The organism is Pseudarthrobacter oxydans (genome assembly GCF_034258515.1).
Lineage (GTDB): Bacteria > Actinomycetota > Actinomycetes > Actinomycetales > Micrococcaceae > Arthrobacter.
On the sequence record NZ_CP139438.1, the window covers coordinates 247,473 to 269,257 of the forward strand.

The 21,785-nt window shown below is 66.6% G+C and carries 14 protein-coding genes; 10 read left to right on the forward strand and 4 right to left on the reverse strand.

What is annotated here, in order from left to right:
- Nucleotides 1-91 precede the first annotated feature (91 nt).
- Genes SMD14_RS01075 through SMD14_RS01090 form a run of 4 tightly spaced genes read left to right on the forward strand, consistent with a single transcriptional unit; the run spans nt 92 to nt 5,780 of the window.
- Nucleotides 92-850, forward strand: coding sequence for a 5-oxoprolinase subunit PxpA (locus tag SMD14_RS01075; RefSeq protein ID WP_321215007.1), 759 nt, complete (start codon nt 92-94; stop codon nt 848-850).
- A gap of 57 nt (nt 851-907) precedes the next feature.
- Nucleotides 908-2,260 (forward strand): MFS transporter, encoded by a 1,353-nt coding sequence (locus SMD14_RS01080; protein ID WP_157239868.1) that lies wholly within the window; start codon nt 908-910, stop codon nt 2,258-2,260.
- 15 nt (nt 2,261-2,275) lie between these two features.
- Nucleotides 2,276-3,994: a 5-oxoprolinase/urea amidolyase family protein gene (locus SMD14_RS01085; RefSeq protein WP_321215008.1), complete on the forward strand. Its 1,719-nt coding sequence runs from the start codon at nt 2,276-2,278 to the stop codon at nt 3,992-3,994.
- Between the two features lie 7 nt (nt 3,995-4,001).
- Nucleotides 4,002-5,780, forward strand: coding sequence for a biotin carboxylase N-terminal domain-containing protein (locus SMD14_RS01090; RefSeq protein WP_321215009.1), 1,779 nt, complete (start codon nt 4,002-4,004; stop codon nt 5,778-5,780).
- A gap of 55 nt (nt 5,781-5,835) precedes the next feature.
- Here SMD14_RS01090 and SMD14_RS01095 read toward each other — a convergent pair whose 3' ends face one another.
- Nucleotides 5,836-6,768, reverse strand: coding sequence for a LysR family transcriptional regulator (locus SMD14_RS01095; RefSeq protein ID WP_157239862.1), 933 nt, complete (start codon nt 6,766-6,768; stop codon nt 5,836-5,838).
- Between the two features lie 159 nt (nt 6,769-6,927).
- Between SMD14_RS01095 and SMD14_RS01100 the strand changes: the two genes are divergently transcribed.
- The 6 genes from SMD14_RS01100 to SMD14_RS01125 all read left to right on the forward strand — a co-directional run bounded on the left by SMD14_RS01100 (nt 6,928) and on the right by SMD14_RS01125 (nt 17,010).
- Nucleotides 6,928-8,232, forward strand: a complete 1,305-nt coding sequence (locus SMD14_RS01100; RefSeq protein WP_157239860.1) for an SRPBCC family protein — start codon at nt 6,928-6,930, stop codon at nt 8,230-8,232.
- Nucleotides 8,229-9,644 (forward strand): ferredoxin reductase, encoded by a 1,416-nt coding sequence (locus SMD14_RS01105; RefSeq protein WP_321215010.1) that lies wholly within the window; start codon nt 8,229-8,231, stop codon nt 9,642-9,644. Before SMD14_RS01100 ends, SMD14_RS01105 begins: the two co-directional genes overlap by 4 nt.
- A gap of 262 nt (nt 9,645-9,906) precedes the next feature.
- Nucleotides 9,907-11,883 carry a BCCT family transporter gene (locus SMD14_RS01110; protein ID WP_321215011.1) on the forward strand — a complete coding sequence of 659 codons (1,977 nt, stop codon included), beginning with the start codon at nt 9,907-9,909 and terminating at the stop codon, nt 11,881-11,883.
- 9 nt (nt 11,884-11,892) lie between these two features.
- Nucleotides 11,893-12,870, forward strand: a complete 978-nt coding sequence (gene purU / locus SMD14_RS01115) for a formyltetrahydrofolate deformylase (RefSeq protein ID WP_157239856.1) — start codon at nt 11,893-11,895, stop codon at nt 12,868-12,870.
- A 38-nt stretch (nt 12,871-12,908) separates the two neighbouring features.
- Nucleotides 12,909-15,416, forward strand: a complete 2,508-nt coding sequence (locus SMD14_RS01120) for an FAD-dependent oxidoreductase (protein ID WP_321215012.1) — start codon at nt 12,909-12,911, stop codon at nt 15,414-15,416.
- A gap of 94 nt (nt 15,417-15,510) precedes the next feature.
- On the forward strand, nt 15,511-17,010 hold the full coding sequence (locus tag SMD14_RS01125) for a DUF222 domain-containing protein (RefSeq protein ID WP_321215013.1): 1,500 nt from the start codon (nt 15,511-15,513) through the stop codon (nt 17,008-17,010).
- A 137-nt stretch (nt 17,011-17,147) separates the two neighbouring features.
- On the opposite strand, the gene SMD14_RS01130 is transcribed toward SMD14_RS01125, so the two are convergent.
- From SMD14_RS01130 to SMD14_RS01140, 3 genes are all read right to left on the reverse strand, one after another.
- Complete coding sequence (locus SMD14_RS01130) at nt 17,148-19,502, reverse strand: FdhF/YdeP family oxidoreductase (RefSeq protein ID WP_321215014.1); 2,355 nt, start codon at nt 19,500-19,502, stop codon at nt 17,148-17,150.
- A gap of 137 nt (nt 19,503-19,639) precedes the next feature.
- Nucleotides 19,640-20,260: an MBL fold metallo-hydrolase gene (locus SMD14_RS01135; RefSeq protein ID WP_321215015.1), complete on the reverse strand. Its 621-nt coding sequence runs from the start codon at nt 20,258-20,260 to the stop codon at nt 19,640-19,642.
- Nucleotides 20,260-21,360: an S-(hydroxymethyl)mycothiol dehydrogenase gene (locus SMD14_RS01140; protein ID WP_321215016.1), complete on the reverse strand. Its 1,101-nt coding sequence runs from the start codon at nt 21,358-21,360 to the stop codon at nt 20,260-20,262. The genes SMD14_RS01135 and SMD14_RS01140 overlap by 1 nt, the downstream gene beginning before the upstream one ends.
- Between the last annotated feature and the right edge of the window lie 425 nt (nt 21,361-21,785).

Consider the following 21,785-nt stretch of genomic DNA (forward strand, 5'->3'; position numbering starts at 1 on the left):
GATCGTCACATCGTGGAATCGAAGGATTGTTGAACAATCCGTAGATTTAGGGCATCCTAGTAAAGACCGCTCAATGAGATGGAGATCACAAGTGGCAAGCATCGACCTGAACAGCGACGTTGGCGAATCGTTCGGACACTGGACGCTTGGCGACGATGCCGCCATGTTCCGTTCCGTCACCAGCGCCAACGTGGCCTGCGGTTTCCACGCCGGCGATCCCAGCGTGATCCGCCGCACCTGCCGCGAGGCCACGGCCGCCGGCGTTGCCATCGGTGCACACGTCGGCTACCGGGACCTCGCCGGTTTCGGCCGCCGCTTCCTCGACATCCAACCCAATGAACTGGCCGATGACGTGGTGTACCAGATCGGTGCCCTGCAGGCGCTGGCCGCCACCGAGGGAGCAAAGGTCCGTTACGTGAAGCCGCACGGCGGCCTTTACAACGCGATCATCCACCACACCGCCCAGGCGCAGGCCGTCGTCGACGCCGTGAAATCGGTTGACCCGGGCCTGCCGATCATGGGCCTTCCCGGTTCCGAAGTCCTGCGGCTTGCAGGGGAAGCGGGCCTGCGTGCGGTTCCCGAAGCGTTCGCGGACCGCGCGTACAACCCGGACGGAACGCTCGTCTCCCGGTCTGAACCGGAAGCGGTCCTTTCCGACCCCGCCGAAGTGGCGGAGCATGTATTACGGATGGCCACCGAGGGGTCCGTCAGGACCATCGACGGTTCCATCCTGAAGATCCGCGCGGAAAGCATCTGCGTGCACGGTGACTCGCCGGGGGCCGTAGCCATGGCCGCTGCAGTGAAGTCCGCTCTCGGGGACGCCGGTGTCAGCATCGGCTCGTTCCTCTAAACCTGTTCCCGGCCGCTCACCGGCCCCGCACCATCCCCTCACCCCCGGAGGAAAAACATGACCAGCACCAACAAGGCAGCAAGGACCGCGGCAAGGAAGCCGCCGCCCGGCGCGCTCAAGGCCTACATTGCCAGCCTCACCGGCACCTCGCTTGAGTACTACGACTTTGCCATCTACTCCGTCGCCTCTGCGCTGGTGTTCCCCAAGATCTTCTTTCCCTCAAATGACGAGTTCGTCGGGCTGCTGCTCTCCTTCTCGGCCTTCGCGGTGGGGTACCTGGCCCGTCCCATCGGCGGCGTGATCTTCGGCCGCCTCGGCGACAAGATCGGCCGCAAGTACGTCCTCGTGTTCACCCTGGTGCTGATCGGCGTCGCCACCGTCCTCATCGGTGCCCTGCCCGACTACTCGGTCATCGGCGTCGCAGCCCCCACCATCCTGGTGCTCCTGCGCCTGGCCCAGGGCATCGGCGTCGGCGGTGAATGGGGCGGTGCGGTCCTGCTGTCCAGCGAATTCGGCGATCCCAACAAGCGCGGTTTCTGGTCCTCGGCTGCGCAGATCGGCCCGCCGGCCGGCAACCTGATGGCCAACGGCGCCCTGGCGATCCTGGCGGCCACGCTCAGCACCGAGGCCTTCCTCTCCTGGGGCTGGCGCGTAGCCTTCCTCGCCTCGGCCATCCTGGTGGTCTTCGGCCTCGTGATCCGCCTCAAGCTGGAGGAAACCCCGGTCTTCAAGGCCATCCAGGCCAAAGGCGACCGCCCCAAGGCGCCCATCAAGGAAGTCTTCACCACCGAACCCCGGGCCCTGGTCTCGGCCGCCCTCTCGCGCCTCTGCCCCGACGTCCTCTACGCTCTGTTCACCGTGTTCGTGGCCGTCTACGCCACCAAGGAACTGGGCATGACCACGGGCAACGTGCTGGCGGCAATCCTCGTCGGATCCGCTTTCCAGCTCTTCCTGATCCCGGCCGCCGGCGCCCTCACCGACCGCCTCAACCGCCGCTGGGTGTACGGCGTTGCCGCCGCCGCAACCGCCGCCTACATTCCGCTGTTCTTCCTGATGATCCAGGGCAAATCGGTGGTGATGCTGACCATCGGCGTGGTGATCGGCCTGGCCCTGCACGCCTTTATGTACGGCCCGCAGGCCGCCTTCATCACCGAACAGTTTCCGGCCCGCCTCCGCTACGCCGGCAGCTCGCTGGCCTACACCCTGGCCGGCGTCATCGGCGGCGCCGTGGCCCCGCTGATCTTCACCGCCCTGTACGGCGCAGCATCCGGCGGCTGGCACCTGATCGCCGGGTACATCCTCCTGACGGCCATCATCACCATTGTGGGCATGCGCCTGGGCCGCGACCCGCAGCCCGAGGCCGACCTCCGCCTGCTCCACGACGGCCACGCCCAGGAGAGCCACGCCTGACCGGCGCGGATTGCCATGGAAACAGTCACCAACCCCGCCACTGCGCGCGTCCTCGCCGCCCGTGTTTTGGCCGTACGGCCGGTAGGCACGACGGCGGTGCTCGCCGAACTCTCCGGGCTCCACGACGTGCTGGCGCTGCAGGCCCTCCTGCTGGAGCATCCGCTGCCCGGCCAGGTGGAGGTCCTCGCGGCCGCCGAAACCGTGATGGTCAAGGCGGATTCGCCCCGGGCCGCACGGCGGATGGCGGCCCGGCTGCTGGAGCTGGACCTGGCGGTGCACGCGCAGCCGGAAGGCAGGCTCGTGGTCATCGAGGCCGTGTACGACGGCGAGGACCTCGCTGACGTGGGCAGGCTCACCGGCCTCGGTGCCGAGGGAGTGGTGGCGGCCCACACGGGGCAGGTCTGGACCGTGGCCTTCGGCGGCTTTGCCCCGGGCTTTGGATACATGGTGGGGGAGAACCAGCTGCTGGAAGTCCCGCGCCGGAGCTCCCCGCGGACTGCCGTCCCGGCCGGATCCGTGGCCCTTGCAGGCAACTATTCCGCCGTCTACCCCCGGCAGTCCCCGGGCGGCTGGCAGCTGATCGGCCGCACCGCCGCCCGGATGTGGGACCTGGCCCGCGAGCAGCCCGCCTTGGCTGCCCCCGGGGACCGGGTGCAGTTCCGGGCGGTGCGGGAACTCGTGGAACTTTCCGCCCCGGAGGCTGATGCCGCGAATTCCGAAGCACCGGCAGCCCGGGAACAGGCCGGCCGTTCCGGACTGCGGATCCTGTCGCCCGGGCTCCAAAGCCTGGTCCAGGACCTTGGCCGGCCCGGCTACGGCGGCCTCGGTGTTTCCGCAGCCGGTGCGCTGGACCGTTCCTCCCTGCGCCGTGCCAACCGCATCGTGGGCAACGAGCCAGCTGCCGCCGTCGTCGAAACCGTTGCCGGCGGCCTGCGCGTGCAGGCCGTGGGAGACCAGGTGCTGGCTGTCACCGGCGCGCCGGCGGCACTGACTGTTGCCACGCCGTCGGACGTTCCCGCCGGCCCCGAAGCTGCGGATGCGGACGACGCCGGCCTGCCGGAGCGGGTGCGCGAGGTGCCCATGGCCACGGCATTCGCCCTGCTGGACGGCGAAACCCTGACCCTTGGCGCGCCGGAACGGGGCTTCCGCACCTACCTTGCCATCCGGGGCGGCCTGGACGCCGAAGCCGTGCTCGGCAGCCGGTCCACGGACACCATGTCCGGGATCGGGCCTGCGCCGCTGGCCTCGGGGCAACTGCTTGCCGCCGGAGCCGCCACGTCCTCCAACGTGGTGGGAAATCCTGAGGTGCAGCCGGACTTCCCGGACACCGGGGTGACTGTCCTGGACGTCGTGCCCGGTCCTCGGGATGACTGGTTCGGCGCCGCCGCACTGGAATCGCTCTGCACCCAGGACTGGAGCGTCACGCCGCGCTCCAACCGGGTGGGCATGCGCCTGGACGGTGAGCCGCTCCAACGGAGCCGGGACGGGGAACTGGCCAGTGAGGGGACGGTTGCCGGCGCCATCCAGGTCCCGCCGGAAGGGCAGCCCGTGTTGTTCCTGGCGGACCACCCCATCACGGGAGGCTACCCCGTGATTGGCGTGGTGGTGGACCACCAGCTGGACCTCGCCGCCCAGGTGCCCATTGGCGGCCGCATCAGGTTCCGTTGGGCCCCCGGCTACGGCCTGCCCCTTGAACCGTCCAGCACTTCCCTCAACGTTTCCCAGAAAAAGTGAGCAGCACATGCGCAAGGTCCTGATTGCCAACCGCGGAGAAATCGCCGTCCGCATCGCCCGCGCCTGCGAGGACGCCGGCCTGGAGTCCGTCGCCGTGTACGCGGACGTCGACGCGGACGCCATGCACGTCGGCGCCGCCACGGAGGCCTACAGCCTGGGCGGCAACGCGCCGTCGGAAACCTACCTGGATATCCCCAAGCTGCTTGCTGTCGCCAAGGAGTCCGGAGCGGACGCGGTGCACCCGGGATACGGGTTCCTGTCGGAGAACGCCGACTTCGCCCAGGCCGTGCTGGACTCCGGCCTGACCTGGATCGGGCCGGCACCGGAGGCCATAAGGCTGCTGGGCAACAAGATCACGGCCCGCGAAATCGCCGTCCGGGCAGGCGCGCCCCTGGTGGCCGGCAGCGACGGGCCGGTGGCCTCGGCCGGCGAGGCACGTGCCTTCGCGGAAGAACACGGCCTGCCCATCGCCATCAAGGCAGCCTTCGGCGGCGGCGGACGCGGGCTCAAAGTGGTCCGTGAAATGGACCAGATCGAGGAAGCCTTCGACTCGGCGGTCCGGGAAGCGGTGGTGGCCTTCGGCCGCGGCGAGTGCTTCGTGGAGCGGTACCTGGACCGGCCCCGGCACGTGGAAGCGCAGGTCCTGGCGGACCGGCACGGCAACGTGGTGGTGGTGGGAACGCGCGACTGCTCCCTCCAGCGCCGGCACCAGAAGCTGGTGGAGGAGGCGCCCGCGCCCTTCCTCACCGAACAGCAGACCCGCCAGATTTACGCCGCCGCCAAGGCAGTCTGCCGCGAAGCCGCCTATACGGGGGCGGGGACGGTGGAGTTCCTGGTGGCCGCCGACGGCACGGTGGCGTTCCTCGAGGTGAACACGCGCCTGCAGGTGGAACACCCCATCACCGAGGAGACCACCGGGGTGGACCTGGTCCAGGAGCAGTTGCGGATCGCTGCCGGTGAGCCCCTGCGCCTCGCAGCCGATCCCGAACCCCGCGGGCATTCGTTCGAATTCCGGCTCAACGCCGAGGATGTGGGGCGGGGGTTCCTGCCCTCGCCCGGAACCATCGCCACGTTCAGCGGCCCAACGGGTCCAGGCATCCGGCTGGATTCGGGAGTCCGGGCCGGATCCATCGTTGCGCCGCAGTTCGATTCGCTGCTGGCCAAGCTGATCGTCACCGGCGCCGACAGGCAGCAGGCGCTCCGCCGGGCCCGCCGTGCGCTGGCGGAAATGGAAATCACCGGCGTGGCAACCGTGCTGCCGTTCCACCGGGCCGTCGTCCAGGCGCCGGACTTCACCTCGGAAACCGCGCTCCGCATCCACACCCGGTGGATCGAAACGGACTTCGCGGGATCCATCCCGGCGGATCCCGGGTTCAGCACAACCGCTCCGGACGGTGCCCGGCGCACCATCACCGTCGATGTCGACGGCCGGCGCCTCGCCGTCGGCCTTCCCGCGGCCCTGCTGGACGGCTGGGCACGTTCCGGCGCCGGCCTGCCTGCAGGCGTTTCGCCGGCCGGGCATTCTTCGGAGGGGGAGCGCGACGGCGGCGCCGCGGCTCCCATTGTGGACCCCAGTGAGCTGCGGGCCGACATGGCGGGGACCGTGGTGAAGTGGCTCGTGGAACCGGGTGCCGAAGTGGCGGCGGGGGACCCCGTCGTCGTCCTTGAGGCCATGAAGATGGAAACCCAGGTTGCCGCCCACCGCGGCGGCACCGTCACGGAGATCCGGGCGAAAGCAGGCGGCGTAGTGAGTGCCGGGGCAGTCCTGGCGACGATCGCGGGTTAACCGGGAAACGAACGCGGAACCGTGGGGCCAACCGGCGGATGTGCTTTCGCAGCGCTCAGAGATTCTCTTCGGGCCGGGCGGTGAGGATCCGATTGGCGTTGACCTGCAGGATGCCGAGCGACTCCTGGATCAGGGGTGAGGCGATGCTGCCCCTGCGCACGGCCGCGACAATGCGGCGCGTGGGCTTCGTTTGACCGGTGATGCGTAGCCGAACCACGTTTTCGGCACCATGCAAAGGCGCCAGCCGGGGCAGCAGGCCGACGCCCAGCCCCGCACCCACGAATGCGATGTGGGTTTCCCATTCAACGGCTTCATGGGCAATCCGCGGTGTCACCCCGACTGCCGTGAACGCCGCGGTGAAGAGGGAATGATAGGTGGATCCGGCGGACTCCGTGATCCAGGGTTCCGATGCCAGCTCTTCAAGCGTCGCTGTTTGGCGTGATGCAAGCGGATGGTCACCGGGAATGATCACGTCCAGCGGATCGTCGAGCAGGACTCTCTGCTCGAAGCGCGGATCGTCCTCACCGTAACTGTCGGACTGCATGGCGACGATAACTGCAAGGTCGATTCGTTCCGCAATCAACAAGTCGAAGCAGCGGGCCGGATCAGCCTCAAGGACCTGCACCTCCAGCAGGGGGTGTGTTGAGCGCAGCGTGGCGGCCAGCGGTGCGAGCAACTGGGCGGCTGCAGAGGAGAATCCGCCGAGGCCAAAGTGGCTCTGCACCTGGTCGCCGGCCTCCATGGCTGCGGCGCGCAGGCTCTCCCATTGGGCAATGAGGGGATCCGAGCCCGCCACGAGAAAGCGTCCCGTGGCGGTAAGCCGCACGCCCCGGCCGTCCTTCGCCAGCAGCTGCATTCCCAGCACGCGCTGCAGCTCCCGCAATTGCGCGGAGACGGCAGATGGAGAATAGCCCGTGAGCTCCGCGGTCCCGCCTATTGTGCCGCACCGGGCGAACACGCGAAGTGTGATGAGCCTCGGATCGATCATGCATCTATTCTGCATGGTTATCTTCAAAATCTTGCGCTTTCGTTGCAGCTGATGTGTCCCTAATCTCATCATTACAAGTTCTTCGACCAGGCCGTTAGCACCCGCGCACCCGTGGTCACCCCGCAACACCCACTACCCATGCCTCCCGGGAGGAAACCCATGACTGCTTCAGTGAACGTGCCCCTCAATTCACGCGGAAGACTCGCTGCATCATTGCCTGCCGAGCAGCTGGCGGAAATTACCGCGTTGTTTGAGTTCCGGCGCACTGGATACTCCCTCGATGCCCCCTTCTACACCGATCCCTCGATCTTCAAAATCGACATGGAGGCCATCTTCGGCCAGCACTGGATCTTTGCCGCCAGCACCGCCGAACTGCCGGAGCCGGGCGACTACGTCACGGTCGACTATGGGCCCTACTCCCTGATTGTGCTGCGCAACGACGATGGTGCCGTGAACGTCCTGCACAACGTATGCCGGCACCGCGGCGCCCGCGTTCTCACCGAGGCTGCCGGTTCAACCGGAAACCTGGTCTGCGGCTACCACTCCTGGACCTACTCGCCGGAGGGCAATTTGATCCATGCCTCCGCCCCGGGGGAAACGAAGTTCGACAAGAGCTGCTTCGGCCTCAAGCGCGCCCACGGACGCGAGGTCGCCGGACTCATTTTCGTCTGCATTGCGGATGAACCGCCGGCGGACTTTGACGAGACCTCAAAGATCTTTGAGCCCTACCTGGCGCCCCACGATCTCTCGAAGACAAAAATCGCCTACCAGCAGAACATCATTGAAGAGGGCAACTGGAAGCTCGTCATGGAGAACAACCGTGAGTGCTACCACTGCGACGGCCACCCTGAGCTCGCCTGCTCCCTCTTCCCCACCTGGGGCCTGACGGAAGGCCTGATCCCGCCCCATCTTGAGGAAGTGTGGGACCGGAACAAGGAGGCCCAGTCCTCCCTTGAGGAGCGTTGCCGCCGCTACGGCCTTCCCTACGAGGTGGTCGAGCAGCTTGACACGCGCATCGCGGGAATCCGCATCTCACGGGAATCGCTCGATGGAGAGGGCGAATCGTTCTCCGCGGACGGTCGGAGGCTTTCCAAGAAGCTGCTGGGTGACTTGCCCGACTTCCGCCTTGGCCGCTGCTCGATGCACCTGCAGCCCAACAGCTGGTTCCATTTCCTCGGCGACCACGTCATCACGTTCGCTGTCTTCCCCATCAACGAACACCAGAGCCTCGTACGCACCACCTGGCTGGTGGCCGACGACGCAGTGGAAGGCGTCGACTACGACCTGGAGAAGCTCACCCACACCTGGAAGCAGACGAACCTGCAGGACAAGGCGTTCGTGGAGCTGTGCCAGCAGGGCGCCGGCAGTCCCGCCTACGAGCCCGGGCCCTACATGAAGAGCGAATACCAGGTCGAGGCATTCATCAACTGGTACGTGCAGCGCGTGCAGGAGCACTTGGCGTGATTGAACTCCTCACTGAAACGGCAATCCAGGAACCACAGCGTATTCGCGGTCTTGAGATGCCGTGGAACAGGGTGATGGGAAACACCGAAACACCCGCCCGGGCAGCCCGTGCACTGGGTCCATGGCATCCGCAGGAGTTCATGGCCGAATGCGTCGAGACCGTTCCCGAGGCCGGCGCCATGATGACCTTCGTGTTCCGCCGATGCGACGGCGCGCCTTTGGCGTTCCGTGCCGGCCAGTACGTGAACGTCGCATTTCCCGTGAATGGCGAGGACCAGGAACCGGTGGACCGCAGCTACTCGCTGTCCAGCTCGCCCACCGAGCCGTGGACCTTCAGCATCACCGTCAAGTGCGACCCCACGGGACTGGTCTCGCCCTGGGTGCACGAGAACGTCAAACCCGGCACCGTTCTTGAGATGCTGGGACCGGTGGGAGCATTCCACCTCCCAGATGCCGACCGACGTGCACGGTATCTCCTGCTTGCCGCCGGCGCAGGCATCACGCCCATCATGTCCATGGTGCGGACCATCCATTCCCTGCCCGGACACGCCGATGTTGTGGTGCTCTACCACGGCTCGGATCCTGGAGGCTTTGCCTTCCACCGGGAATTGGCCTATATCGCCTCCGTGGACTCGCGCGTCAAGGTCTACTACTCCCTCGGTGACCGCAGCGTGCCGGAGGGATGGGAAGGGCTCCGTGGAAGGCTGACGGCGGCCACGCTCGAGGAGGTGGCCCCCGACGCCAACGGCCGCCAGGTGTACGCATGTGGTCCCGAGGGTTACCTGAACACGGCCACCGAGCTGCTCAAGAAGGTCGGCGTCGACGACACTTCCATTTACATGGAGTTCTTCTCGGGAGACCGCCAGACGCTCCTTGAATACCAGGCGGAGGTAGCACTTGCAGCCGACGTCGCGGAGGAAATCGCCGAGGAGATCTCCGAATCCGCCGAGGACTACTTTGAAAGCCAGCCCGCCGCGTTCGGGCTCTACGAGCCTGGCTACGACGCTGACGGGACTCTGCAGGCCTCCGGCATGCCGCTGGAAATCGCCGACCCGGACACGCCCGGCTCCGACCCCTCCGCCGACAGCCCGGGCGGTGAGCCGGAAGCCGGTTCCCCTGATGCCTCGAGCTTCGACACGGTGGGAACAGGCAGCCTCACCATGTCCTTCATGCGTACCGGCATCAATGTGCGGATCGACCCCACCGAGCGCATCCTCGAGGTGGCCCAGCGTGCGGGCGTCAGGATCGGCGCGAACTGCAAGGAAGGCATGTGCGGCTCCTGCAAGGTCGTCAAGCTTTCAGGGGAGATCGAGATGAACCACCAGGGCGGGATCCGGGCGCGGGAAATCTCTGCGGGCAAGTTCCTGCCCTGCTGCTCCACCGCGCAGACGGACCTGGTGATCGATGCCTGACCCCCTGTTCCGGCCCGCTGTCAAGGCGTGGCCGGAACCCCTGAAATAGGGCTTAAGACTTCAGAAAAACCTTGACACGCGGCCGCTATGCAGGCCACTCTGTTGCTTATCGCGAGACGTGTTGATCTTTACGGAACAACTGCCGCGATGGAAGCAAAGCTGACCTTGATGACCGAATGCCAGGAAGACCCCGATCTTCCGCCCGGCTTGGGGACGCCGGAGTACAGCGTCAAAACCGAGAATTCAAACCAAAGGACTTGACATGGCTTTGAGCAGCGACATCCGCCCGGATGCCCAACCCCCTCTCGAGATGGAAGAGCCCAAACCCGTTCCCGCACCGGAGCACGCTCCTTCCGCCCACGACTCACACGACGCGGAGGACACCGAACAAATCATGCAGGAACTCCGCCAGACCAGGGCCGAACAGGCTGTGGCAGAACGGCGGAACCGTAAGCTCACCCTCGACAAGGCCACCTTCGGCATCACCGGTGTCCTCGCCCTGGCCTTTGTGGCCTGGGGCTTCCTGGGCCGGGACAGCCTGGCCGCCACCTCAACACTCGCCCTGGGCTGGGTCATGGAGTACACCGGCTGGCTCTTTATGGTCCTGGCCTCGTTGTTCGTTGTGTTCGTCCTCTGGCTGGCCCTGGGCAAGTGGGGCAATATTCCCCTCGGCAAGGACGGCGAAAAGCCCGAGTTCCGCACCGTTTCATGGATCGCCATGATGTTCGCTGCCGGTATGGGCATCGGCCTGATGTTCTACGGCGTTGCCGAACCGCTCTACCACTACATTGCGCCGCCGCCCGGCACCGTGGACGGACGGACCCCCGCAGCCATCCAGACGGCCATGGCCACCTCCATCTTCCACTGGACGCTGCACCCGTGGGCGATGTATGCCGTCGTTGGCATCGCCATGGCCTACGGCACATACCGCCTGGGCCGCCGGCAGCTGATCTCGGCAGCGTTCACGTCGCTGTTCGGCATCAGGACGGTAGAAGGCCCGGTGGGCAAGTTCATCAACATCCTGGCGATCTTTGCCACGCTGTTTGGCACGGCCGCGTCCCTGGGCCTCGGCGCACTCCAGATCGGCAGCGGACTGACATCCAACGGGTGGATCGGCGAGATCGGCACACCTGTACTGGTGGCCATCGTTGCCATCCTGACCGCCTGCTTCGTCGCCTCGGCAGTGTCCGGCATCAGCCGCGGCATCCAGTGGCTGTCCAACATCAACATGGTCCTCGCCGTGATCCTGGCGCTGATCGTCTTCGTGGCCGGACCCACCCTGTTCATCCTCAACCTCATTCCGGCTGCAGTAGGCGACTACGCCAGGGACCTGGCCGAAATGTCCTCGCGGACCGAAGCAGTGGGGGACGAGGCGCTTCGCACCTGGATGTCCGGCTGGACCATCTTCTACTGGGCCTGGTGGGTTTCCTGGACGCCGTTCGTGGGCATGTTCATCGCCAGGATCAGCCGCGGACGCACCATCCGGCAGTTCGTCACCGGCGTCCTGCTGGTTCCCAGCATCGTGAGCGTCATCTGGTTCGGGATCTTTGGCGGCACGGCCTTCAAGGTCCAGGAAGACGCGGACAAGGCCGGCACCCCGGGCCTGGTGTCCATGGCCAGCGGTTCACCGTCCATCGACTTCGACGGAGCCCTGTTCGACCTGGTCCGGAACATGTCCATGCCTGCCTGGCTGACCACAGCCGTTATTGTCCTCGCCATGGTCCTGGTGGCCATCTTCTTCATCACCGGTGCCGACTCGGCGTCGATCATCATGGCGTCCCTGAGCTCCAACGGATCCTCCGACCCGAAGCGCGGGCTCGTCATCTTCTGGGGCCTGCTCACCGGCGCAGTCGCCGCCGTGATGATGCTGGCCGGTGGTGATGAGCCCTCCGAGGCGCTGTCCGGCCTGCAACGCATCACCATCGTGGCCGCCCTGCCGTTCGTGCTGGTCATGCTGCTGCTCTGTGTGGCCCTGGTCAAGGACCTGCGGCGGGACCCGCTGTCCCTGCGGCGGCGGCTGGCTGACTCCGTAGTTGAGCGCGCCATCCGTACGGGCGTTGACCAGCATGGCGGCGTCCAGTTCGACCTCGTCACCAAGCATGAATGCGGCGAACGCTGCCCGGACGGCACGTGCCGGGGAGACAGTCCAGGCAGTGATGCAGCCAGCAGCGATTCCCCGAAAGCGGGCTCCACCAACGGTGAACCCGCTGACGCCATCAAACCGGCACCCACACTTTAGGAGCACACCATGACCATCGTTATCGAGAACATCCCGTCAGGCACCGCCGCTGTCGGCGCCCCTGCCAGCAGCACCGCCGCGGCCGCCGCAGCCACGGCGGGTCCCACCACGCGCCAGGCCCAGTTCGTCCTTACCCTGTCCTGCCCGGAGCAGCCCGGCATCGTCCGGGCAGTCACGGCCTTCCTGGCGGACCGCGGCTTCGACATCGTGGAGCACCAGCAGTTCGACGACCACGTCAGCGGCAAGCTCTACCTCCGCACGGCCTTCACCCTTGGCTCCGACATCCACCAGGAGAACGGGCTCAACCACCAGGACGTGGAAGGCCTCAGCTCGGCCTTTGCGCCCATCGCCGCTGAGTTCGCCATGGACTTCACCATCAACGACGGCAGGCCGCAGCGGCTCCTGGTGATGGTCTCGAAGTTCGGCCACTGCCTTAACGACCTCATCTTCCGGTGGCAGGCCGGGAGCCTTGGCGCGGAGATCGCCGTCGTGGTTTCCAACCATGAGGACCTGCGTCCCATGGCGGAAGCCGCCGGACTGCCCTTCATCCACGTCCCGGTGACGTCGGCCACCAAACCCGAGGCCGAGGCCCGGCTCCTGGAACTGGTGGCCGAGTACAACGCGGACCTGGTGGTCCTGGCCCGCTACATGCAGGTCCTTTCCAACGATCTGTGCGAAAGCCTCCGTGGCCGCGCCATCAACATCCACCACTCCTTCCTGCCCGGCTTCAAGGGCGCCAAGCCGTACCACCAGGCCTATGACCGCGGCGTGAAGCTCGTCGGAGCCACCGCCCACTACGTGACGGCAGACCTTGATGAGGGACCCATCATCGAGCAGGAGGTGTTCCGGGTGGACCACAGCCTCGACGCGGACGCCCTGGTGACCGTGGGCCGCGACGCCGAAACACAGGCGCTGGCCCGGGCCGTCAAATGGCACTGCCAGCACCGGGTCCTGCTCAACAACACCCGCACCGTCGTCTTCCGCTAACGCCAACGCCCGCCAAGCTAACAGGAGAAACAAGACCCATGAGCGCATCACCACGCGTTGTCATCATCGGCGCCGGCATTGTCGGAACCAACCTTGCCGACGAACTCGCCACCCGCGGCTGGACCAACATCACGGTGGTGGAACAGGGCCCGCTGGAACTTGCCGGCGGCTCCACGTCGCACGCGCCGGGCCTGGTGTTCCAGAACAACCCGTCACGGACCATGACCGAATTCGCCACCTACACGGTGAACAAGCTGCTGGCCCTGAGCAAGGACGGCCAGTCCTGCTTCAACCAGGTGGGCGGCCTGGAACTGGCAACCACCCCCGAGCGCCTGGCCGACCTCAAGCGCAAGATGGGCGTGATGACCTCCTGGGGCGTCGAAAGCAGGATCGTCGACGCCGACGAATGCGAAAAGATCTACCCCCTCCTGAACACGGGCAAGCTCACCGGCGGCCGCGAAGTCCTGGGCGGCCTGCTCATCCCCACCGACGGCCTGGCACTGGCCGCCCGTGCGGTGCAGCTGCTGATCGAACGCTCCAGCGAGCGTGGCGTGACCTTCCTCGGCTCCACTACGGTGACCGGCATCGCCCGGGAGGGCGGCAAGGTGACCGGCGTCGAAACCGGCAACGGACTGATCCCGGCGGACATCGTGGTGTCCTGCGCAGGTTTCTGGGGCCGTGAACTCGGCAAGATGGTGGGCCTGGAAGTCCCGCTGCTGCCGCTGGCCCACCAGTACGCCATCAGCACCCCGCTGCCCGAACTCGAGGGCGTCAACGAGCTTCCCAAGGGCGCCGGCAAGCCCATCCTGCGCTACCAGGACAAGGACCTGTACTACCGGGAATGGGGCGATCGCATCGGCATCGGCAGCTACGCCCACCGCCCCATGCCGGTGGACATGTCCGCCCTGCCGAAGGTCGCCGCAGAGGAAATGTCGGACCACCGCATGCCCTCCCGCCTGGAGTTCACCCTGGAAGACTTCCTGCCCGCCTGGGAGGACAGCCAGGACCTGCTGCCGGCGCTGCGCAGCTCAGCGATCCAGGACGGCTTCAACGGCATCTTCTCCTTCACCCCGGACGGCGGCCCGCTCATGGGCGAGGCGCCCGAGCTCTCCGGCTTCTTCGTGGCCGAAGCCGTCTGGGTCACGCACTCGGCCGGCGTGGCCAAGGCAATGGCGGAGCTGCTGGTGGAAGGCCGGTCCCGCACGGACCTGCACGGCTGCGAGCTCACCCGCTTCGAAAAGGTCCAGACCTCCGATGCGTACGTCAGCGAGACATCCCAGCAGAACTTCGTGGAGATCTACGACGTGATGCACCCGCTGCAGCCCAGGGAATCTCCGCGGGACCTGCGCGTGAGCCCGTTCAACGTCCGCCAGAAGGAACTGGGAGCGTTCTTCCTGGAGTCCGCCGGCTGGGAGCGGCCGCACTGGTTCGAGGCCAACCGCGGCCTGCTCGAGGAGCTGCCGGCCGAGTGGCAGGCGCCGGAGCGGGACTCCTGGTCCGCCATGTTCTCGTCCCCCATCTCGGCGGCCGAGGCGTGGAAGACGCGTACCGCCGTCGCGCTTTTCGACATGACGCCGCTGAAGCGGCTGTCCGTGGTTGGCCCGGGCGCGCAGGCGCTGCTGCACCGGCTCAGCACCGGCAACATTGCCAAGAAACCGGGCGCAGTCACGTACTGCCTGCTGCTGGAGCACGACGGCGGCATCCGCAGTGACGTGACCGTCGCGCGGCTGGCGGAGGAGGACTTCCAGCTGGGCGTGAACAGCAACGTGGACTTCGACTACCTCCGGGTGGAGGCCCGGAAGCAGTCCGCTGCCGATCCAAGCCAGTGGGTGCATGTCTCCGACATCACCGGCAGCACCTGCTGCATCGGGCTGTGGGGCCCGCTGGCGCGCGAAGTAATCGGCAAGGTCAGCTCGGACGACCTCACCAATGACGGCCTGAAGTACTTCCGCACCAAGGAAATCTCCGTGGGCGGCATTCCGGTGACAGCCATGCGGCTCTCCTACGTGGGCGAACTCGGCTGGGAGCTCTACACCACCGCCGAGTACGGGCTGAAGCTCTGGGACCTGCTGTTCGAGGCGGGCCGGGAGCACGGCATCATTGCCGCCGGCCGCGGCGCCTTCAACAGCATGCGGCTGGAGAAGGGGTACCGGCTGTGGGGCACGGACATGACGTCCGAGCACCACCCGTACGAGTCCGGCCTGGGCTTCTCGGTGGCCAAGGACAAGACCGGTTTCGTGGGTTGTGAGGCTCTCGCCGCCCGCAAGGAGCAGCCCGCCACGCGGGCGCTGCGCTGCCTGACGGTCGACGACGGCACGTCCATCGTGCTGGGCAAGGAACCGGTGTACGCGGACGGTGCTGCGGTTGGTTACGTCACGAGCGCCGCCTACGGCTACACCGTCCGCAGGCCGATCGCCTACGCTTGGCTGCCGGCGTCGGTATCCGAGGGCGACTCGGTGGAGATTGAGTACTTCGGCAAGCGCATCGCAGCCACCGTCACCCCCGAACCGCTCTTCGACCCGGGCATGGAGCGCCTCCGCGGCTAACCGTTCGCGGGAGGGTACGACATTTGCCCCTGGGCTCCCGTCCTCAGGTCGAGGCCCGCGGTTAAATGTCGTACCCTCCCGCGATGATTTTGGTATGGGGAAAGCGGCGGTGGCGAAGGCGTTTGCGGACATGAATGCCGCTCTTGCCGTGCTCATTGCCGAGGCGGACGGGTGCGGTTCGGAGCCGTTTTCCGCTGCTGATCCGCTGGCCGGGCTGGCCGACGGGTGCCTGGACATCCTTGCCGGGGCCGCCGGGGTCCAGGCCAGGGTGGCGGGGCTGGTGGCCAGCGCTGCAGGGACTTACGCGGCCACCGCACGGGCGGCCGCCCCGCCGGACCCGCCCGTGCAGGCGCTCGAAAGGGCTATCGCCGCCGAGATCAGCTGTGTCATGGCCATCGGCGACCGGGCAGCCGGAGCCCTGCTGGCCCGCTCCCACGCCCTGACCACCTCCCTGCCCCGGACCCTCGCAGCCCTGCACAACGGAACCATCTCCTGGCAGCACGCCACCGTCATGGTGGACGAGGCCGCCACCCTTGACCCCGCCGGCGCCGCCGCCCTGGAAGCCCACTTCCTGGACCCGGACACACCAAAACCAGCCACGGCCGCCCCGATCGGGGAGATCCCCGCGTACAGGTTCCGGGCCAAGGCGCGCACCTGGCGCGAACGCCACCACGCTGACTCCATCGAACAACGCCACGCCCAAGGGGTTTCGGACCGGCGGGTCGAATACCGGCCCGACCAGGACGGGATGGCCTGGCTCTCCGCCTACCTGCCCGCCCACCAGGCCACGGCCCTCTGGAACAAGCTCACCGCCCTCTCCCGGACCATGCAGGGACCAAACGAGCACCGCACCCTCACCCAACTCCGGGCCGATAGTTTCGCCGAAGGGCTCCTCAACAGCGGCAACACCAGCGGCGTTACCGGTGCAGCCGGTGCTGGCGACGGCGGCGAGGGAACCGGTCCAAACCAAGCGCCAGTCCGGGCCGAGGTGCTGGTCACCGTGCCGGTGTTCGCCCTGCTCGGCCTGACTGATGAGCCAGCGTTGCTGGACGGGTACGGACCCATCCCGCCCTCCATGGCCCGGGACCTCGTCGCGACCGGGGCGGATTCGTTCCACCGCGTCCTGGTGGACCCGCGGGACGGGGCGCCGCTGGAAATCGGCCGCACCAGCTACCGGGTGACCAAGGCCATGCGGAACTGGCTCAGGCTGAGGGACGGAAAATGCCCCTTCCCCGGCTGCAGCAACCACTCCCTCGACAACGAAGCCGACCACCTCCTCGCCTGGCACAACGGCGGCACCACAGGAGTCTCGAACCTGGGACAGCCCTGCCCGAAACACCACAAGCTCCGGCACACCAGCGGCTGGAAACCCACCCCCGCCGCCAAAACCGCACCACCCGGCTGGACCTCACCCACCGGCCGCCACTACGCAAGCGAACACCAGGACTGGGAACCACCCCACTGGCCCCATCAAGTAAGGTCCGTCTCAGGCGGGGCAGGGTCCGTGGCCGGCGGGCCGCCGGACTTTGCTTACGTCGGCCTCTCCCCGGGAGAAGAAGCCCTGGAACGGCTCCTGCACGCCCCGCCCGCCTGAAGGGATACGGGTGGTGGCTGAATCTTCAAAGCCGGACCAACCCGCCCGGACAGAAAAGCGACGGCGACATCCGGCACGTGCCGAATATCGCCGTCGTCGTGTTGCCTGACTGCGATCCCTCGCAGGGCAGTGGAGAACTACACCGCTGCGGCAGGCTCCAGCTCCTCTGACGAAACCTGCCCGGCCTCTTCAGCCAGATGCGGGACGAAGCGGACGAACATGGCCTTGAACCCGGGGGTGTTGGAGACGCGGGCAACGTTTTCCTTGTGGACCAGGGCGTTGGCTTCGGGGAAGTACGCGGCGGCGCAGCCCTTGGCGGTGGGGTAGGCCACCAGGCGGAACTTGTCCGCCTTGCGGTCGTGGCCGCGGAAGGTGCTGACCACGTCCACCAGGTCCCGGTCCTTGAAGCCCAGTTCCACCAGGTCCTCGGGATGCACCAGGATGACGCGGCGGCCGCCCGAGATGCCGCGGTAGCGGTCGTCCAGGCCGTAGTAGGTGGTGTTGTACTGGTCGTGGCTGCGGATGGTCTGGAGCACAAGGTGCCCGTCCGGCGGGGTGAGGTATTCGAGCGGGCTGACGGTGAACCGGCCGCGGCCAATGTCGGTCTTGAAGGATCGGGTGTCGCGCGGCGGGTTGGGCAGCACGAACCCGTTCTTGGTCCGGATGCGGGTGTTGAAGTCCTCGAAGCCGGGCAGGACGCGGGCAATGTGGTCGCGGATCACGTCGTAGTCCTCGGCCATGGCCTTCCAGTCCACCGAATGGTCCGGGCCGAAGGTTGCTTCGGCCATGCGGGCCACGATGACCGGCTCGGAGAGCAGGTGCTCTGAGACGGGCTGGAGCCTGCCCTGGGTGGAGTGGACCACGGACATGGAGTCCTCCACGGACAGGAACTGGGCGCCGTTCGGGTGCTTGTCGTCCTTGTCCGTGCGGCCCAGCGTGGGCAGGATCAGCGAGGTGCGGCCGTGGACGATGTGGGAGCGGTTGGGCTTGGTGGAGATGTGCACGGTGAGGCCAATCCGCTGCATCCCGGCTTCCAGCGTTTCGGTGTCCGAGCAGGCCAGCGAAAAGTTGCCGCCCATGGACACAAACACGTCCACCTCGTCGCGTTCAAAGGCTTCCATGGCTTCGACGGCGTCATAGCCATGGTGCCGCGGAGACGTGATCCCGAACTCCGTATCCAGCGCTTGCAGGAGCCATTCCTTGGGTTTCTCCCAGATGCCCATGGTCCTGTCGCCCTGGACGTTGGAGTGCCCGCGGACGGGGCAGGCGCCGGCGCCGGGCTTGCCGAAGTTGCCCTGGAGGAGCAGGACGTTGACCATTTCCTTGATGGTGTCCACCGAGTGCGGCTGCTGCGTCACGCCCAGGGCCCAGCAAAAGATGGTGGCCTTGGACTTGATGAGCATTCCGGCCACGGTTTCGATCTGTTGGCGGGGCAGGCCGGTGGCCTTCTCGGTCTCCGCCCAGTCCAGCTCCCGGCGGGCCTGGCGGTAGGCGTCGAACCCGTCCGTCTGCGCCTCCACAAAGTAATGGTCGACGACGGTCCCCGGGTTGCGTTCTTCCTCTGCCAGGAGGAGGTGGCCGAGGGCCTGGAACAGGGCGAGGTCGCCGCCCACCTTGATCTGCAGGTACTCATCGGCCAGGGGCGTGCCGCCGCCCACCACGCCGGAGACGGTCTGCGGATCCTTGAAGTTGAACAGGCCGGCCTCGGGCAGCGGATTGACCGCCACTACCTTGCCGCCCTTGTCCTTGCATTCCTTCAGCGCGGACAGCATGCGGGGATGGTTGGTTCCGGGATTCTGCCCAACGACGAAGATCAGCTCGGAATCATGGATGTCGTCCAACGAAACGGTGCCCTTGCCGATCCCGATGGTCGGGTTCAGTGCGGACCCGGAGGACTCGTGGCACATGTTGGAGCAGTCCGGCAGGTTGTTCGTGCCGATGGCCCGGGCGTAGAGCTGGTACATGAACGCGGTCTCGTTCGCGGTGCGCCCGGAGGTGTAGAAGACGCAGCGGTCCGGAGTTGAAGCCCGGACGTGTTCTCCGATCAGCTCGAATGCTTCGGCCCAGGAGATCGGCGAGTAGTGGGTCTCGCCGGCGCGGATCACCATCGGCTCACTCAGCCGGCCCTGGTTGCCCAGCCAGTATTCGGTCTTGGTGGAGAGCTCGGCGATGGAGTGCTTTGCCCAGAACTCGGCACCAACTGTGCGGAGGGTGTTTTCCTCGGCCACGGCCTTGGCACCGTTCTCGCAGAACTCGGCCGCCTTGCGCTTCTTGTCCGATTCGGGCCACGCACAACCGGGGCAGTCGAAACCGCCGCGCTGGTTCAGCCGCAGCAGGGAGTGTGCCGTACGCGCGACCCCGGCCTGGGCCACGGCGCGCTCCAGCGCCACCATCACGGCCTTGACTCCCGCCGCCTCAACCTTGGGTTTGCGGACCTCCAGGTCGTCCTCATTGATGTCCGCGACGGGGGCGGGCTGTTTCCCGAACTTCATTGTCCCAACTTCCTTGCCGGCATTCGTCCTGCTCTTGCTGCCGTGCTCGTGCTTGCTGACTGCAGGTGCTCGTGGCGCCATGAAGGCGCGCCAGGCTTTCCCGGCGCGCCTGTTGGCACCTTAGTTGATTTCGACGGCTACTGCGCGATCCCCGCCAGGGTTTCCTGCTCCGCCGCGATGGTGGTGTTGTCGCCGTGTCCGGTGCGGACCACCGTCTCCGGCGGGAGGGTGAGCAGCCGTTCGCGGATGGAGGCCAGGATGGTGGGGTAGTCGCTGTAGGACCGCCCGGTGGCGCCGGGGCCGCCCTTGAACAGCGTGTCGCCGGTGAAGACGGTCCCTTCGCTCTCCAGGTAGAAGCAGGTGGAGCCGGGGGAGTGCCCGGGGGTGTGGATCGCCCGGAGGGTTGCCCCGCCCACCTGGAAGAGGTCGCCGTCGTTCAGTTCCCGGTCCGGCTTCGTGTCCGGGTACACCTGTTCCCAAAGGACCAGGTCCTCGGGGTTGAGGTAGATCGGGGCGTCGACGGCGTCAGCGACCTCGCGGGCGGCGCCGATGTGGTCGTTGTGGGCATGGGTCTGCAGGATGGCAAGGACCTTCCGGCCCCGGACCTGGTTGATGATCGCGGACGCGTCATGCGGGGAATCGATGATCACGCATTCTTCGTCGTTGCCCACGATCCAGACGTTGTTGTCGACGTCCCAGGTGCCGCCGTCGAGGGAAAACGTGCCCGAGGTGACCAGGTTCTCGATCCGGACGCCCATCAGGAACCCGCCACCGGCAGTTCGACGACGGAGCGGAGGACCTTGCCTTCGTGCATTTTCTCGAACGCTTCCTCCACCTGGTCGATGCTGATGCGCTCGGAAACGAAGGCGTCCAGGTCCAGGTTGCCCTGCTTGTAGTGGGAGACGAGCATCGGGAAGTCGCGGGAGGGAAGGCAGTCGCCGTACCAGGAGGACTTCAGCGATCCGCCCCGGCCAAAGACGTCCAGCAGCGGCAGTTCCAGCTTCATGTCCGGCGTCGGGACGCCCACCAGCACCACGCGGCCGGCGAGGTCGCGGGCGTAGAACGCCTGCTTGTAGGTTTCGGGACGGCCGACGGCGTCAATCACCACGTCGGCTCCGTTGCCTCCCGTGAGGGCGCGGATGGCCTCGATGGGGTCCTCCTTGCTGGAGTCGATGCCGTGCGTGGCGCCCAGCGACTTGGCCATGTCCACCTTGTTCGCGTCAATGTCCACGGCGATGATCGTGGTAGCGCCCGCCAGCTTGGCGCCGGCGATCGCGGCGATGCCCACGCCGCCGCAGCCGATCACCGCTACGGACTCGCCCCGCTTTACCTCGCCGGTGTTGATGGCGGCGCCGATGCCTGCCATCACTCCGCACCCCAGCAGCCCCACGGCGGCAGCATCAACCTCGGGGTCCACCTTGGTGCACTGTCCCGCGGCAACGAGGGTCTTCTCGGCGAAGGCGCCGATGCCCAGGGCAGGGGAGAGCTCGGTGCCGTCCTCGAGCGTCATTTTCTGGGTGGCGTTGGCCGTGTTGAAGCAGTACTGCGGCTGGCCCTTGGCACAGGCACGGCATTCGCCGCAAACGGCGCGCCAGTTCAGGATCACCCGGTCACCGGGGGCGATGGATGTGACACCGTCACCCACGGCGGACACAACACCCGTGGCTTCATGGCCCAGGAGGAAGGGGAAGTCATCGTTGATGGCGCCCTGCCTGTAGTGCAGGTCCGTATGGCAGACGCCGCAGGTCAGGATGTCAACGAGCGCCTCACCCGGTCCCGGATCCGGAACCAGGATGGTCTCTACTGACACCGGAGCGTTCTTTTCCTTGGCAATGACGGCCTTGACTTTGTGAACCATGTTTCCTGTGTTCCTTTCGTTGGCCGGACGAAAGTTCCCGGCCCGACTATCAATTCTAGGAGCTGCGGCACCTCCGGACGGCTACCCAAAGGGGTGGGCGGGAGCCCCCAAAGGGGTGGTTGGCGCCGCTCGATCCTCCCGGCATCTCCCGAATCAATTGCGTATTACACAACGCGATGCGTATAGCGCTTACACGAAATATGTCAGTCGCCTTGTGGGGTGTCAACAGCACGGCCTGGCTGCCACGCGCCGCGCGCTTCACGCCAGCATAGGCCAGCACGCACCCTTCGCTGCAACCTTATTGCATGTGAGGCAACGTGCTCCTGGAAGTCAGCCTCAAGACCCGGGCCTTAGCAACCTTCCGTACCAACCGAGGGTGCAAAGAAATTGCCCTTTCCGAAAACCATTGACTGTGGCCGCCGTCA

Bases quoted from the DNA above. Each gene is read 5' to 3' on its own strand.
- purU (WP_157239856.1), top strand. From the start codon at position 11,893: ATGACCATCGTTATCGAGAACATCCCGTCAGGCACCGCCGCTGTCGGC.
- SMD14_RS01085 (WP_321215008.1), top strand. From the start codon at position 2,276: ATGGAAACAGTCACCAACCCCGCCACTGCGCGCGTCCTCGCCGCCCGT.
- SMD14_RS01100 (WP_157239860.1), top strand. From the start codon at position 6,928: ATGACTGCTTCAGTGAACGTGCCCCTCAATTCACGCGGAAGACTCGCT.
- SMD14_RS01125 (WP_321215013.1), top strand. From the start codon at position 15,511: ATGGGGAAAGCGGCGGTGGCGAAGGCGTTTGCGGACATGAATGCCGCT.
- SMD14_RS01090 (WP_321215009.1), top strand. From the start codon at position 4,002: ATGCGCAAGGTCCTGATTGCCAACCGCGGAGAAATCGCCGTCCGCATC.
- SMD14_RS01140 (WP_321215016.1), bottom strand. From the start codon at position 21,360: ATGGTTCACAAAGTCAAGGCCGTCATTGCCAAGGAAAAGAACGCTCCG.
- SMD14_RS01135 (WP_321215015.1), bottom strand. From the start codon at position 20,260: ATGGGCGTCCGGATCGAGAACCTGGTCACCTCGGGCACGTTTTCCCTC.
- SMD14_RS01120 (WP_321215012.1), top strand. From the start codon at position 12,909: ATGAGCGCATCACCACGCGTTGTCATCATCGGCGCCGGCATTGTCGGA.
- SMD14_RS01110 (WP_321215011.1), top strand. From the start codon at position 9,907: ATGGCTTTGAGCAGCGACATCCGCCCGGATGCCCAACCCCCTCTCGAG.
- SMD14_RS01130 (WP_321215014.1), bottom strand. From the start codon at position 19,502: ATGAAGTTCGGGAAACAGCCCGCCCCCGTCGCGGACATCAATGAGGAC.
- SMD14_RS01095 (WP_157239862.1), bottom strand. From the start codon at position 6,768: ATGATCGATCCGAGGCTCATCACACTTCGCGTGTTCGCCCGGTGCGGC.
- SMD14_RS01080 (WP_157239868.1), top strand. From the start codon at position 908: ATGACCAGCACCAACAAGGCAGCAAGGACCGCGGCAAGGAAGCCGCCG.